The 15,730-nt window shown below is 33.9% G+C and carries 16 protein-coding genes; 2 read left to right on the forward strand and 14 right to left on the reverse strand.

Annotated elements, in window-relative coordinates:
• Position 1: 1 nt before the first annotated feature.
• Together ACWG42_RS07860 and tgt are read left to right on the forward strand one after the other, a co-directional pair.
• A complete protein-coding gene (locus tag ACWG42_RS07860; protein ID WP_455791376.1) occupies positions 2-634 on the forward strand; it encodes a queuosine precursor transporter in 633 nt (210 codons plus the stop codon).
• Positions 631-1,842 (forward strand): tRNA guanosine(34) transglycosylase Tgt, encoded by a 1,212-nt coding sequence (tgt, locus tag ACWG42_RS07865; protein WP_455791377.1) that lies wholly within the window; start codon positions 631-633, stop codon positions 1,840-1,842. Before ACWG42_RS07860 ends, tgt begins: the two co-directional genes overlap by 4 nt.
• A 251-nt stretch (positions 1,843-2,093) precedes the next feature.
• On the opposite strand, the gene ACWG42_RS07870 is transcribed toward tgt, so the two are convergent.
• The 14 genes from ACWG42_RS07870 to ACWG42_RS07935 form a co-directional block, all read right to left on the reverse strand.
• Positions 2,094-3,365, reverse strand: coding sequence for an EAL domain-containing protein (locus ACWG42_RS07870; RefSeq protein ID WP_455791379.1), 1,272 nt, complete (start codon positions 3,363-3,365; stop codon positions 2,094-2,096).
• 163 nt (positions 3,366-3,528) lie between these two features.
• On the reverse strand, positions 3,529-4,293 hold the full coding sequence (gene udp, locus ACWG42_RS07875; protein ID WP_455791380.1) for a uridine phosphorylase: 765 nt from the start codon (positions 4,291-4,293) through the stop codon (positions 3,529-3,531).
• Positions 4,294-4,313: 20 nt separating this feature from the next.
• Positions 4,314-5,675: an MFS transporter gene (locus ACWG42_RS07880; RefSeq protein ID WP_455791381.1), complete on the reverse strand. Its 1,362-nt coding sequence runs from the start codon at positions 5,673-5,675 to the stop codon at positions 4,314-4,316.
• Between the two features lie 132 nt (positions 5,676-5,807).
• Complete coding sequence (locus tag ACWG42_RS07885) at positions 5,808-6,536, reverse strand: winged helix-turn-helix domain-containing protein (protein WP_455791382.1); 729 nt, start codon at positions 6,534-6,536, stop codon at positions 5,808-5,810.
• A gap of 147 nt (positions 6,537-6,683) precedes the next feature.
• A complete protein-coding gene (gene msrB, locus ACWG42_RS07890) occupies positions 6,684-7,778 on the reverse strand; it encodes a peptide-methionine (R)-S-oxide reductase MsrB (protein WP_455791383.1) in 1,095 nt (364 codons plus the stop codon).
• A 49-nt stretch (positions 7,779-7,827) separates the two neighbouring features.
• The gene (locus ACWG42_RS07895; protein WP_455791384.1) at positions 7,828-8,340 is read right to left on the reverse strand and encodes a redoxin family protein; all 513 of its coding nucleotides are present in this window, start codon (positions 8,338-8,340) and stop codon (positions 7,828-7,830) included.
• 23 nt (positions 8,341-8,363) lie between these two features.
• The gene (gene ccdA2, locus ACWG42_RS07900) at positions 8,364-9,065 is read right to left on the reverse strand and encodes a thiol-disulfide oxidoreductase-associated membrane protein CcdA2 (RefSeq protein WP_455791385.1); all 702 of its coding nucleotides are present in this window, start codon (positions 9,063-9,065) and stop codon (positions 8,364-8,366) included.
• A gap of 70 nt (positions 9,066-9,135) precedes the next feature.
• Positions 9,136-10,173 carry a sensor histidine kinase gene (locus ACWG42_RS07905; RefSeq protein ID WP_455791386.1) on the reverse strand — a complete coding sequence of 346 codons (1,038 nt, stop codon included), beginning with the start codon at positions 10,171-10,173 and terminating at the stop codon, positions 9,136-9,138.
• Complete coding sequence (locus ACWG42_RS07910; RefSeq protein WP_455791387.1) at positions 10,170-10,865, reverse strand: response regulator transcription factor; 696 nt, start codon at positions 10,863-10,865, stop codon at positions 10,170-10,172. The genes ACWG42_RS07905 and ACWG42_RS07910 overlap by 4 nt, the downstream gene beginning before the upstream one ends.
• 127 nt (positions 10,866-10,992) lie before the next feature.
• Positions 10,993-11,442: a DM13 domain-containing protein gene (locus ACWG42_RS07915; RefSeq protein WP_455791388.1), complete on the reverse strand. Its 450-nt coding sequence runs from the start codon at positions 11,440-11,442 to the stop codon at positions 10,993-10,995.
• A 463-nt stretch (positions 11,443-11,905) separates the two neighbouring features.
• Positions 11,906-13,279 (reverse strand): SH3 domain-containing protein, encoded by a 1,374-nt coding sequence (locus tag ACWG42_RS07920; RefSeq protein WP_455791389.1) that lies wholly within the window; start codon positions 13,277-13,279, stop codon positions 11,906-11,908.
• A 400-nt stretch (positions 13,280-13,679) separates the two neighbouring features.
• Positions 13,680-14,084, reverse strand: coding sequence for a 30S ribosomal protein S9 (gene rpsI / locus ACWG42_RS07925; RefSeq protein WP_455791390.1), 405 nt, complete (start codon positions 14,082-14,084; stop codon positions 13,680-13,682).
• Positions 14,085-14,096: 12 nt separating this feature from the next.
• Positions 14,097-14,534 (reverse strand): 50S ribosomal protein L13, encoded by a 438-nt coding sequence (rplM, locus tag ACWG42_RS07930; RefSeq protein WP_455791391.1) that lies wholly within the window; start codon positions 14,532-14,534, stop codon positions 14,097-14,099.
• Between the two features lie 289 nt (positions 14,535-14,823).
• Positions 14,824-15,624 (reverse strand): histidinol-phosphatase, encoded by an 801-nt coding sequence (locus ACWG42_RS07935; RefSeq protein WP_455791392.1) that lies wholly within the window; start codon positions 15,622-15,624, stop codon positions 14,824-14,826.
• Between the last annotated feature and the right edge of the window lie 106 nt (positions 15,625-15,730).

The raw sequence follows: 15,730 nt of genomic DNA on the forward strand, positions 1-15,730 counted from the left end.
CATGTCAAATTTTAAATTAAAACTATTAATCTATTTCGCCGCAATTTCTGCAGGCGCCCTATTGATATCTAATCTCGCAGCGATTAAGCTATGGGATTTTTTAGGTATCGCCGTTGATGGAGGAATCGTTGTATTTCCTCTCACCTATATACTCGGTGATTTAATCGTAGAATTCTATGGTAAGAAAATTGCCAAGAGTGTTGTTTTCTCTTCTTTCCTAGTCAATATTATCGCCGTTATTGCTTTCTATATAGTAATAGCGTTACCATCGTATCCTGGATGGGATATGCAAGATGCGTATACAAGTGTTCTAGGGTTTACTCCACGTATTATCATCGGTTCTCTTACAGCTTATATTTGTTCAAATTTATTGAATAACTATATTTTTACAAGATTGAAAAATGGAAATGGCGTATTTGCGAGAAGTTTTATCGCAAGAGCATTGAGTTCTTCTGCATTTGCTCATATCATTGATTGTATCATATTTGAAACAATTGCATTCTTAGGTGTGTTAACATTGAAAGAATTCTTCGCACAAGCAGTATTCGCATATATATTAGGTATCGGATTTGAACTTATCTTATCCCCTATGGAAGTTATCATCGCAAAAAGATTAAGAGGTAGACTAGAATGACAAATTATAAAAATAACAACACATTTAGCTTTGAAATTGAGAGAAAAATTCCTGGTAAATTAGGACGTGCTGGTATTATACATACCCCGCATGGTGATATTAAAACACCTGCATTTATGTGTGTAGGTACAAAAGGAGAAGTTCGCTTTGTTGCAATGGAAGATTTAGCAAATATTCATGCACAGGCTATGTTAAGCAATGGGTATCATCTACGTAACATTTCACCTGAAATTGCGCAACAAGGTGGTTTAGCAAAATGGTCTGGTTGGGATGGGCCAACGCTTACTGATTCTGGTGGTTTTCAAGTGATGTCGCTTGGATCTGGTCTTGGAAAAGTAGTTAGTATGAAACGCGAAGAACAAGTAATCAATACAGATCCTAAAGAACGTTTAACCCACGTAACAGAAGACGGAGTAAGATTTATCGACCCTTTCACAAATCAAGAAGATTTTATTGGTCCAGAAGAATCTATGCAAATTCAATGTCGTATTGGGGCAGATATCCATATGGCATATGATGAGCTTACTTCACTTGCGGATAGTTACGATTATAATGTAGAATCATTAGCACGTACAGAGCGCTGGGCGCTACGTAGTCTTGATGAGCATAAGAAGCATTGTGATGATTTGGGATATCATCAATCTCTATATGGAGTCCTACAAGGAGGACGTTGGGAAGATTTACGACGTTCTACTGCCAAGAAATTTGCGAATATGGACTTTGATGGATATGGACTTGGTGGTGCTTTCCTAAAAGAAAGTCTTGGAGAAATACTTACTTGGTGTTGTGAAGAATTACCAGAAGATAAACCTCGTCACTTACTTGGTCTATCTCATCCAGATGATATCTTAATTGGTACAGAGATGGGAGCAGATACCTTTGATTGTGTGGCACCAACTCGAGAGGCTAGACATGGTAAAATTTATACAAAACATGGTCCCATCAATCTTCAAAAATGCACAGGAAGTATGGAGCTTCCGGATGTACATTGTGATTGTCCTACATGTAAAGCGGGATGGACACTTGGTGAATTACGAGAATTATGGAAATCTGGTGAAGAAGAAAAGAAATTTCAATATTTCAACCTTGCTTCGCAACATAACTTACGATTCATTATTCGTTTAACAGAAGAAATACGTGCTTCCATCTTAGATGGAACTTTTGAAGAATACAAAGAGAACTTTCTAAAAGATTACTACAAGAGATAAAGGGTGGAACTTTCCACCCTTTCTTTATTTTCCTTGCATATCTATACAATGTATGATATCATACCAACGAGCCGATATATCGAGAGATATTCACCCCGTCAGCTAGAGTACGGTATATAAAATGCTAGCACTGGAATTAGCCTATTACAGGCTTTTTTTTATACATGTAACGAAACTCTGCAATATAAAAATACCACTTCGCCATTCATAACGATTAGCAGAGCGGTATTTTTATATTGTAGTGGATATTGTTAAGCTTGTGCCATTTCCTTATGCAAGATAAATCTCTCTTCAAATTCATCTATAGGCATTGGTTTATAATAGTAGAACCCTTGGATGAAATCACAATTGATCTTTTCTAGGTATTTGGCATATTCTTTTGTTTCGATACCTTCAGCTACAACACGCATATTAAAGGTATGTGCCATTTCAATGATATGCTTTAATAGTACATGTTCTTTTTCGTTTTTGAAATTTTGAAATAAGGAATGATCTAGCTTTAACTCTGATAAATCTATATTAGCTAAAATATCAAAGGAAGAAAAACCACTTCCAAAATCATCTAACGCACAATGAAAACCTAATGTATCAATACTATGAACAACGTCTCTTAGCTGTTCAAGTTCATTTAATACAACACTTTCCAACAATTCAATACAGATATTCTCACTATCAATATCATAACGTTCAAATACTTCACGATATTCCGGATAAAAATATGGGCCACTAAAATATGCGCGAGATAAATTAAAACTGATTTGAATATCTCTGTTGTATTGTTTTTTCCATTTCTCCATATATTGACAACCTTTTTCAAAAAGATATAAATCTACATCGCGTATCTTTCCGTTTTCTTCAATATTTGATAAAAAACTTTCTAATGGAATCATTCCTAACTCAGGATCAATCCATCGCATCAACGCTTCGGCAGAATATATTTCTTTTGTCTTTGTATCTACTTTCGGTTGTAAGTACAATTGAAAATGTCCATTTTCTAATGCACTGTCTACTTTATTTTCTAATTTTAAAAATGCTTCATTTTGATCAGTGATAGAAATATAATACATATCATAATTAGATTCTGAATAGTAATGATGTGGTCCAAACCTTGATACTTCAGCGAAATATTTTGCGTTGGCATAATCAATATTCTTATCCATAATGATTGGAAAGAATCCCATTTCAATATAGAGTGGTTTTTCATATAGCTCTTTCATTTTATCTCGAACTGCGTAATGAAATTGAGGAGCTCTTGTATGCAAATGTTCTAGATTTGCGTCGCAATGAATAAGAAGAAGAAATACATTAGAATCTAAATGAACAAGATATTCCCCTTCTTGTAGACAATCTAATAATTGTTGTTTGCTAGAAGTTATGATGGTTTGTGTCTCTTCATGTCCTATTCTATGACAATATTCACGAAAGTTTTTTAATGCTATAGAAACCAAGCTATATCCCTCTATATTTTGATTTATAATTTCATTGTATTTTTGTATGATTAATTCTTCTTTTAACAATTCCATTCGCCCTACCTCTTTCTCTACTAATCATTATATAATTCTTTCCTCTTTCAAACAAGTGAAATAATGGAATAACTTGTATAAAATAACACATATGTAACAAATTCTGAAAAAAAAGGAAGGTAAATAGCTACCTTCCAACCCTAATTCTTTCTTCTATACATTCTTATTTATATTGAGCGATTAATTTTCTTAATGCAGCCACCGCAACTTTTGTTTCCAAAGTAGTATCGTAGAACCCTTCATTGCTCATTCCTGCTTTTGCGCGTTCTTGATTTCCTACAGCAAGTAAAATGGTACCGCATTTCACGTTCAAATAACTCGCAACTGTAAATAATGCAGCAGATTCCATTTCTGAACCAAGGCAACCTAGTTGCATCCATGCTTTCCATTTGCTTTCTAATTCATAAGAAACTGGCATATTTTCTGGTTCATGTTGTCCATAGAATGAATCCTTACATTGTACAACACCCACATGATAAGAAGCTTCGTTTTCATTTGCTGCTTGAATCAATGCATTTACAATTTCATGATTCGCTACTGCAGGGAATTCAATAGGAGCGTACTCTTTACTAGTTCCTTCCATTCTTACTGCACCAGTCGCAATAATTAAATCTCCCCCTTTTACATTTAAGTTCATTCCTCCACAAGTGCCAAGACGAATAAAGTATTTAGCACCCGCATCCACCAATTCTTGTAATGCGATGGCAGCACTTGGACCACCAATTCCAGTAGATGCTACACTTACCTTAACACCATCTAAAGTTCCTGTATATGTTGTATACTCTCTTAAGTCTGCGATTTCTTTCGCATCATCAAAATATGTTGCGATTGTTTTACAACGCTTTGGATCTCCAGGTAGAATTACATATTCTCCAACTTCTCCATCTTGTATTCCGATATGGAATTGTGTTCCGTCATTTCTTTTCATAAGATTACCTTTTACCTTTCTTAATTTGATTCGCTGATCAACATTTTCTTTACGATATTTACAGTGATAAAACTGATAAAGACGACAATTACAAAGAGTAATAAAATATTGCTATATAACATCCCTGCACTAGAGGCTGTTCCAGTAAAGGAAGCATTTTGAAGAGCGTCCATTGTTAATAGACGACCAGTAATTACAATCCCTGTAGAAGATGTAATTTTGATACATAGGTTGAAGAACCCTAGTCCTGTACCACGCATTTTTTCAGGAAGTGCATTGATAACAAGTGTCATAATTGGTGTATATAAGATAGAGAAACCTCCATTAAACAAGCAAGACATTATCACCAATAATACAATGGATGATTCTAAGAAGAAGCTACCTAGCAACAATCCTAACGCCATACTACCAAGACCCATAACGAGTGTTTTTGTAAGTCCAATACGTTTTGTGATTTTACTTCCCATAATACCAATTGCCATACTGATTGCATAGCTTGGAAGTAAAATCATAGATATTTGACTTACATCGATTTGATGAACATTCTTCGCCATAAAGGAGAATAAGAAGGAATATGATCCTTGTGTTAAATATGTAATCAATACAACAAGTATAACCAACATATATTTCCAGTTCTTAAAGAAATCAATGGTAATAAACGCATGTTTATAGCGACTAATATATACAAGGAAGATAACCGCTGTTACCACACTCAACGCTAAGATGCGTACATCCATAAGATTAAAATAGAGAGAGATAAATAATGAGAGAAGTGCCATAATCGTAATTCCTAGAAAATCAATCTTTGTTTTCTCCTCTTTTGAATCTTCTGGTAAGTACTTCATAATAAATGGTATACAGATAAGTGAGAACGCTGGCACGATGAATAAGTAACGCCATCCTAGATAGGCTGAGAAAATACCTCCTAGTAAAATACCAAACATTTGACCTCCTGAAAAACAAGCAGTGTTAAATCCATAATATTTCATACGCTGTGTCTCATCCAAATATTTGGTTGCGCTTAGAATTAGTAGCGCAGAGGAACAAGTACCTCCTGCCATTTGAACTGCACGAAATATGACTACTAACATAAACGATTGATTAAACAATAAACCTCCGATCGATCCAATCGCAGAAATAATGATCCCTACAATCAACAGTTTCTTAATAGACATGAAATCAGACAGCGCAGTATACACAACATAAGCGACTCCCATCGTTAACATTGCGACTGCCGAAATCAAACTAACATCCGATGAAGAAACCGCAAAATCCTCCGCAATTAAAGGGGCACAGACATTAAAGGCTTCTTGAAGACTCCCCGCAAGGATGAAAGCAAGCATGATCATCGGCATTGCTTTTTGAACATTTTTCGAATTCATACATTCTCCTTTCTTACATACTTGTATGTGTTGTTGTATGTTATGTATATAATATAATACATGTGTACAATATTTGTCAACAACTTTTTTGTAAATGCTTACAAAAAAAAGAACTTCACTCTCGAAGTTCCTTTAATGATTACTATAAATTTTAATCAATGCTCGATCAATTGGTATATAATATTTATTCACCGCAACTACTTCTCCATGCATATCCACGATTGTTTCATGGATCATTTGAAACATATCTGTTGTATGTACGATGTTTTTGTCTTTCAAATTATCACTCATAGCAACAACCTTAATTTCACACTTCCTTGAATGCGCTAGCTGATATATATCCTGTTCCATGAACTTCATAAAACTTGCATCATCATTAAGATCAAATGAATTCAAACATTGCCAATCACTCGCAATATGTGAGAAACAATAAGCATATACATTCCCTTCATATTCATAATAACGATGAACAGCCAACACAACTGGCATTTTACGCTTAAAGATGCGTTGTGTATATTCAGTTGAAATCCCCGGCACAATCTCAAGTCGAACATGTTCTAGAGTATCCATGCAAGATTTATAAATAGGATTATCCATCTTTTCTAATCCAGTCGCATTGATATCAATTGTCTTACGTACAAAGTTTCCAACACCTCGACGGGCTTCAATAATACCATCTTCTTGTAAAAGATTTAATGCTTGACGAAGAGTGGAACGACTTACATCCATCTGTTGTGCTAGAACTGGCTCACTTATTAGTTTGCTTCCTTCTGGATACATTCCTTCTTCAATCATTTGTAATATTTTATTGTAGACAACTGCATAACGAGCTGCCTTATCTCTTGAACGATTATTTTCCATATGACACATCCTTTTTGCCTATATCATACTACAATTGTACATTTTAGACAATCGCGCATTAATAACTCTAACTTCCCCTAACAAAAAAGGCACTTACAAAATATACTATCCTTCTGCAAGTACCTTTTCATTTACTTTATAATTTCATTATACATACTTCAATAAGGAGCCATACCCTCTCTTTTCCATATCCCCTTTCTTTACAAATTCAATAGATGCACTATTGATACAAAAACGCAATCCACCTTTATCCTTAGGCCCATCATCAAACACATGTCCTAAATGTGCATTCCCACTTCGACTTCTTACTTCTATACGTTTCATACCAAAACTTTCATCTTTCTTCGTGGTAATCACCTCTGAAGAAATCGGTCTTGTAAAGCTTGGCCATCCACATCCAGAATCAAACTTATCACTTGATGAAAATAAAGGTTCTCCTGTCGTTATATCTACATAGATTCCAGCGCTTTTTTCATCCCAGTATAAATTATTGAATGCTCCTTCTGTAACTCCATTTTGAGTAACTTCATACTGTTGTATCGTGAGCATTTCGCGCAATTCTTTATCTGTTGGCTTTGGATATTTTGCTTCATCTATGACTGGCATATCTGCTTTACTCACATCAATATGACAGTATCCTCCAGGATTTTTCTTTAGATAATCTTGGTGATACTCTTCCGCAACTACATAATTCTTTAATGGAAATACTTCTACAGCTAATGTTTTTCCTAATTTCACTGCTTGTTCTTTCATTGTTTGTTCAATGATTGTTAGATCTTCCACATCTATATAATAAACACCTGTACGATACTGTTTACCAGCATCATTGCCTTGTTTATTTAAACTAACAGGATCTACCACACGGAAGTAATATAAGAGAAGCTCATGCAAACTCACGATATTTTCATCATATACCACATGAACACTTTCCGCATGTTCTGTATTTCTCAGCATTTCATAACTTGTCTTATCCTTGGTACCATTTGCATATCCAACAGACGCATCTTCCACGCCATCTATTTTCGAGAAATATTCTTCTAGTCCCCAAAAACAACCGCCTGCTAAATAAATTTCTTTTATTTTTTTCTCTTGATTCCTTTCCATCGGTTTTACCTCTTTCTTTGAGATGCTTTCGATTCTCTTATCGATCTTACTTTTTTCTGATCGGTTACTTTGTATCGCAGCATACAATACAAGGATTGTAGCTACGCTACATACAAGTATTATGATTTTCTTCTTCATAAAACGACCATATACAATACGTATTCTCTATTGTACGTTCCTTCCTTTTTTACTTGATATCTGCCATTGTTTGATCAATTTGATCTTTATTTAAATGGCCAGGTTGTACTTTTATCAGATTACCTTCTTTATCTATAAATACCGATGTAGGATACCCACGTACACCAATTTTTTGTAAGTATTCGCCGTTTTTATCAAATAGCACGTTTATATTTTTATATTCCAATTTCGTAAACCATTCCATAAAATCTTCCTGACTCATCTCACTTTGATGAAGTGGCGCAACCATTGTCACAACCTCATATTCACTATTATCTTCCTTCAACGTATTCAACTCATCCAATCCAGACAAACAGATCGGACACCAAGATGCCCATATTTTTATATACAGTTTCTTTCCTTTATAATCCGTTAAACTCTTAGTTTCTCCAAGATTATTTTGCATCGTAAACAATGGTGCCATATCCTTTTGTTGTTCCTCTTTTTTAGACATATCACGTTCTGAACAACCTGCCATAATACATAGGCACATACCTATCATTGTTATATACTTAAATCGCATATTATATCCTCTTTTCCTTACGCCTAAAATAACGTAATAAGTTCATTCAACTTGTTAAACATAAGCAGTACACCCATGCAAACTAACAAAAGACCCGAGATGCGCTTTATCAATATCATGTGCTTCTTTATAAATTGAAAGTATTGCATGATAAAACTTGAGGCAAGTGCTAATAACAGAAATGGAATAGATAACCCCAAAGTATACACCATCATAAGACTTCCTCCATATAACGCAGATCCATCATTGGATGCCGCAATCGCAAGAACAGCACTTAAGACAGGTCCAATACATGGTGTCCAACCAAAGCTAAATGTTAACCCCAATATATACGCTTGAAGATAACCTTTAAACTCTTTCTGTTTCATTTTTACCTTTTTTTCTCTTTGCAAGGTTTTGATGTTAATAATCTCCATTTGATGTAATCCCATTACAATGACAATTGCGCCCATTACATAATTGGTATATGGATGATTTAACACTCCACTTAATGCGCCCGCTCCATACCCTAAAATAAAGAATACGGTAGATAACCCTAATATGAAACATAGGGTTTTCGCAATCGCACGCAAATGTTTTATTTTCATTATCGTTTGCTTTTCATGCGTATCCACATCTTTAAACAATGTGCTCATATAAACTGGCAACAATGGGAAAATACAAGGTGAGAAAAACGATAGTATCCCTGCCACAAAAACAGTACCAAAATACACTTCATGATACATATAATCACTTCCTCTTCTTCAAAAATTCGAAACTTTTATCATACAAGATAATGTTTCCTATGACACACCATCAACAAGGCAATACCAATGTAAATTTCGATCCTACATGCTCTTCACTTTCTACAAATAATGTTCCTTTTAGTTGGAGTGCCAATGTCTTGCTAATATACAACCCTAAACCCGAGCCTCCTGTATACTGATTACGGGATTTTTCAACACGATACAATCGATCAAAAATATAAGGGATATCTTCTTTAGGAATACCAATACCTTCATCTTGAATGCTGAATTCTACGGTATTCACTATTTTTTTCACAGTTATTACGATAGTACTTTCTTTATTGGCATACTGAATGCTATTATCAATCAAATTACTTAAAATTCTTGTTAAGCTCATTTCATCCATAGCCTGAAAGCATATATCTTCCTTCATCTCTACACAAAGGTGTTGTCTATTCTTTTTCATTTTAAATTGAAACCCTGATAAAATCTTTACTAACAATTGATCCATCCATACTTCATGAAGCATTTGTTTGCAGCTCAAAAAGTGATTTTCATTCTCTACCATTGCCACTTCCATCAACTGCTTCGTTAATTCATGTAATCGTTCTACTTGATTCATCATTTGATTTAAAATTTCTGGTATCTCTTCTTTTAATATAATCCCATCTTGTATAGCTTCTATTTGACTCCCTATAGCTGTAATAGGAGTTTTAATATCATGACCAAGCTGTGAAATCATATTGCTCTTTTCTTGTTCACTTTTCTCTAAAGCAGTAAAACTGTCTGACAATGCAACGACCATATCATTAAAATCACCAGCCAACCGCATAAATTCTTTTGGTGCCTTATTTAGTGTAATCATTTGAAAACAGTTATTTTGCACTTGTCGCGTTTGTTCACGAAAATTATCTAGAGAATGAAACGTTCCTCTTAATAGAAATAAGCCAAAAATAGCACCTACAACATTCGCAATACAAGTAATCAAGATAAGAATATATCCTGTTTCTGTTGTCACATACATCTTTTGAATACTCACCCAAACGATACACAAAACTACAAGACCCGATACAATAAAAGAGGTAATCATAAGGTTCTTAAGTCTCATCGACTTTCCTCCATACGGTATCCAAGTCCCCAAACCGTTTGAATGCGTGGATATGCTTTCCCCATAGAACCTTTATCTAGCTTTTCTCGAAGACTAAATATATGTACATTCAATGTATTCGCATCATCCATATAATCACTTTCCCAAACTTTCTTATACAGCTCAGATTTTGAAAACACGCGCCCTATATTGCATAAAAACAACAACAATAATTGAAATTCTTTAATAGACAATATCAATTCTTCTTCATATAAATATACTTGATGTCGTTGTTTATCTATTTTAATATGTTCTTTTTCAACCTTATACTCATTGTCTTGCGTATTTGGAGTGATTCGATTTAATAGGTTCTTCACTCGAAGAGTTAATTCTCTAGGGCTAAATGGTTTTGTCACAAAGTCATCTGCACCAAGCATTAAAGAATATATTTTATCTTGTTCCTGATCTTTCGCACTTATAAAAATAAAGGGAGCGCGTTCTTCAATTTCTAAAACCTCTTCCATAAATTCATATCCATCCATTTTTGGCATCATGATATCTGTTATGATCAAATCAATCGCATGTGTCTTATAAATCCGTAATGCTTCCACACCATTTGTTGCGGTATAAATTTCATAGCCTTCTCGTTCCAAATAACGTTTCACGATAGCAATGATATCCGCTTCATCATCAACAATTAGTATTTGTTTCATAAGACTCTCCTTCCCCTTTATAAGCATGATAGGAAGTTTGTATTCTTCGCAGTTGCTTATAAAGGTTCGTTTTACCTACAGTGTAACCTTTACACCTATCAATTACCATTTATATGATTTTTAAGCCTTATTTCATCATTGATAATGTCGCCTTAGCAAATACACTTTCCGCATCATTACAATAGATCACAACCGTATTAAAGTCTTTCTTCATAGCCATGTCGATTTCAAATGTTTGATCCATATCCTTTAGATCAATTTTTGAAACATCATATCCATCTTTCATATTTCCATCTTTCGTTAACCATACATGAACATCTGGTCCTTCATCTGTCACAAACTCTGTTAACATCAATTTGTTATCTTTAAGTTCAACTTTACCACTTGTTTTCTTGTTCATTTCCGCAACAAACATACCACTCATACTATTGTCCTCCTTCTTCATGGATTTATCCGATGCTTCTGTCATCTCATCTTTCTCCATTTTTGTTTCTTTTTTCCCTGTTCCACATGCCGCTATCATAAAACATAACATTACTACCATGGAAATTGTATACACTTTTCTTGTCTTTTTCATTTTGAACATCTCCTTTTTCTTTCTGTGCTAAGCATACACGATAACCCTTAATACAATCTCAAATGATTCTTAATTAAATATTAAATGTACCTCTAAATTTTTTTAGAATGTATTTAAAAAGTCCGTTCATAATAAAATTAATTTCTCAATTGATCTATAACGTAAGGAGATAGGAATATTTTATCAATTGATTTTGTCACATATGATCTTCATAGGAGTTTTATCTAAATTTATTAAACACGAGGTTTTACGAAGCATTTCTAAATGTCTCGTTATGAAATTTGGAGATTCGCACATAGGTACTAAGGAATCATATTTTATGAATAAAATTCTTTTTGTTTTTGCTCACAGAATTTCTATATAAATTAAGATTAATGTAAAAAAAAGCATATCATTTTAAATGACGTGCCTTTTTGACCTATGAAAGCTTATAGTACCAATATAATTAAGTAAATAAATATCATTATTGAATTGCATTTATCGTTCTAATTTCTCTTAAAAATGATTTTCCTGTATTCCCTCTTTTTATCTCAAGATTAGACACAAATGAACATCCAGCTGTAACAAGTTTTTCATCTTCCTTTGGTATAAAGCTAAATGCTTGCTGAATTACAAATGGTTCCCCCCCATACTCACCTATATATATCATAATATGACCATTTATCTCAAGCAATGTGCCAATTGGTTGCTTTAGAATTAAGGCTTCTTTTTGTTCATCGCTATTTTTCGATACATCAACTCTTTTAGCAGGTACTGCAGCCTGACTATCAGCATTTCTAGGTAAATTAACTCCGAAACAATGATAAACATCCATTATGTAACTAGCACAATCACGTGCATTCCACAGTCCACCCCAACCGTAACGCTCTCCAAGCATTTTAAATGCCTGCGTTATTACATTTCTAGGAGTATATTCCAAGAAACCTTCAGTTACATCTAATCCTTGAGGTATCCTTGTTTCAACTAGTTTCAAATCTCCATTCTCTTCTCTTGTGGGAATCAACACTACATAAGAGCTTTCTGTAAAAACTCCGTCAACATCTAAAGGCTTATCTTTAACTAGCATGAATTTCGTCCCCATAGTAAATTCCTTACTAGAAACTTTAAGATTACTATTGTTCACATCTAAGATAATTCGATTTCCTGTAACCGTAAGCCAATCAGTATTCTGTGCTATTGATTTCCACTCATCGTTTGTACAGTATGCAGTATCCTCTGTTTTCACCCAACCAATATAATTATATGCTTGTACATATTGCCAACTTTGGTCAGTGGATTCGTGTAAAATCAAAACCCTCTCGCCACTTTTTAAAACTGATTCACAGCCCATATCGAAATCGATATCATTTGCTTCGCTGTAACTCACATCAGAAGTAGGAAAATTTCTTACTTGAGTATTTTGTATAATCACTCCAAATCTTACGGGATTTTCATCCTTTACCTTCTCTTCATTCCTATTTGAAAGAAGTTGTTCGTAATAATCATCACTTACAGCAATATTATTAATATATATTGGTTCTTCTGGAACTGTATATAATCTTAACTTTTCAAGTAATTCATCTTTCTCTAGTGTTTTCTTATAGCTGTCTAAATCTATACATTTTGTAGCCTCTGAATCTGTAATTTTTTTATTGAAATCTTCAATCTGTTTTTTTGACATAATAAGTTCATCAGGATTATCTAATTTATCGATCCAATATGTAGGCAAGTTCATTTCCTGATAAGCCCCCACGAGATTAGGTTTTCCGCTAACCTGTATTTCCCCACCTGATTTACTCGTACAAGCGGTGAGTAATATCATAATCATTGATATCAGTGCCATTTTCTTCATTTTCATATTTTCCCTTCTCCTTTAGTCTATACTGTAAAATGTATCTCTATCATATATAATCTGATTTATAAATTATTAACGATGAAAATCAAAAGAATATTTAAGTATACAAACATCTTATCACATCCATCGGTATTATCACAATGATTCTATAAAATAGACGCGAAGCAACTAGATTATAAAAAAGGTTTTTAGTAATCAATACTTCTAAATAAATTCTAAGTTAATAGTTTTTTATCATTTCAATAGAAAGGAGAGATCTTTAAATTATGGTTATTTGAAATACTGATGAGCAAATATACACATAAATGTAACTTTCTATACACTTCTAAACACAAAAAAACCCTTTGCAATAAAGGGTTCTCTGTACACAATAAATTGTGAATTGTTCCAATACGATAAATAATTAACGTTTTGAGAACTGAGGTGCACGACGTGCTGCTTTAAGACCGTATTTTTTACGTTCTTTCGCACGAGGGTCACGTGTAACAAAACCAGCTGCTTTTAATGCAGGACGGTAATCAGCGCTTGCTTCCATTAAAGCACGAGTGATACCATGACGCATTGCTCCAGCCTGTCCAGTGTAACCACCACCCTGAACATTGATTTTGATATCAAATTGACCTAAAGTTTCTGTCAATTCTAATGGTGAACGAACAACCATACGCAAAGTTTCATAAGGCAAATATTCTTCTAATGTTTTATCATTAACTGAAATTGTACCTTTACCCGGAGTCATAAAGACACGAGCAACAGATGTTTTACGGCGTCCTGTACCAATGTAAGTAACTGTATTTTTCTTAGCTGCCATTTCTTATTCCTCCTAACCTTTGATAACCAGTTCAACTGGTTTTTGTGCTGTATGTGGATGTTCATTACCTGTGTAAACAAATACATGTTTACGCATTACATCACCAAGTTTTGTATGAGGTAACATACCGTGAATAGCTTTTTCAACCCATTCAACTGTGTACTTAGTTTTCATAGTACGTGCACTACGTACACGCATTCCGCCTGCATAACCAGAGTGATTGTAATAGTTTTTAGTATCCAATTTGTTTCCTGTCATTTCGATTTTGTCAGCGTTGATAACGATAACATAATCTCCACAGTCTACGTTTGGTGTATAAGTAGGTTTGTGTTTACCTCTTAATACTGTTGCAACTTCAGTCGCTAAGCGTCCTAAAGTTTTTCCTGTTCCGTCTACAACGTACCATGTACGTTCAACTTCAGCAGGTTTTGTAAATGTTGTTTGGCGCATATTAATACTTCCTTTCCGATGTAGTTTCCGGGGCTACAAAGGCATAAGTGCCTATTTAATAGTTTATAATCAAATGACCTATAAGTCAACAAAAACTTTGTGTTTTTGCAAGATTCCTCCTTTTTTCATGAACGCTTTATTCTATAACCTTTTTTAAGCATAGGACAAAACTAAATAATGATGTTTTTTTGTTTTAAATATCATCTAATCATTAACAATATCGTGGAGATTATTATGGAAGTACACCTTTATTTCATCAAGTTGTTTACAGGATATAAATAAAACTCCTCTATTTATTAGAAGAGTTAAAAAATTTAATCGTATCCGTAACATTCATATGTAGTTCTTCGAATAAAGCAAGTGCTTGATTACGATATTTATCATGTTCCAAAGCAGCAGGCTCATGAGCATCAACACCAATGATGGCTGTGTTCCCAACTTCAGCCGCAATCTTCCAGAACTCTGTATGTGGATATTGCATAGTATTCATAATATCATTATATTGTGCACCAGCTAAATTATATTCTAAAGGAATGTTAAGTCTTTTTGCGGCTTCACATAGTCTTCTTGATTCGCGTTTCGCAATATCATCAAATACACGGTGCCCTCTCATAAATAAATCTGGATGACATAAATAAGAATATAATCCTGTTTCCATTCCCTCAATAGCTTCATCTACATAATAGCGCATCATTTCTTCGCTTTCACATGCAGTCCCAAAATAAACTTGTCTTTCATCTGTTTTATAATAATGATTCCCAAAGATAATATAATCGATGTTTTTTTCTTTTATAAAGCTTTTTAACCATGGCATGTATTTGGGAAAGTATTCACATTCCAATCCTATTTTAATTGAAATTCGATCCTTATACTTTTCTCTTAAACTTGCTATGGATGCATAGTAATCGTCGAACTGTGCAAGTTTCATTCGCATATGAGCGACATAATTACTTCCATATTTCCATGGTGTATGATCTGAAAATCCCAGTTCTTTGTAACCATTCTTTATTGCACTTACTACATATTCCTCATCTGCTCCTGATGCATGCATACATCTTTTTGTATGTGTATGATAATTTGTTTTCCGCATAGTACCTCCTTGTTAATTAGTATAAAAATTATAGGTATACTATACCATAAAGTATAAGAAATTGAAATTACCTGGCTTATAAAGCAGTGAGAATATCTTGTATATA

It is taken from the genome of Amedibacillus sp. YH-ame10 (assembly GCF_053848885.1).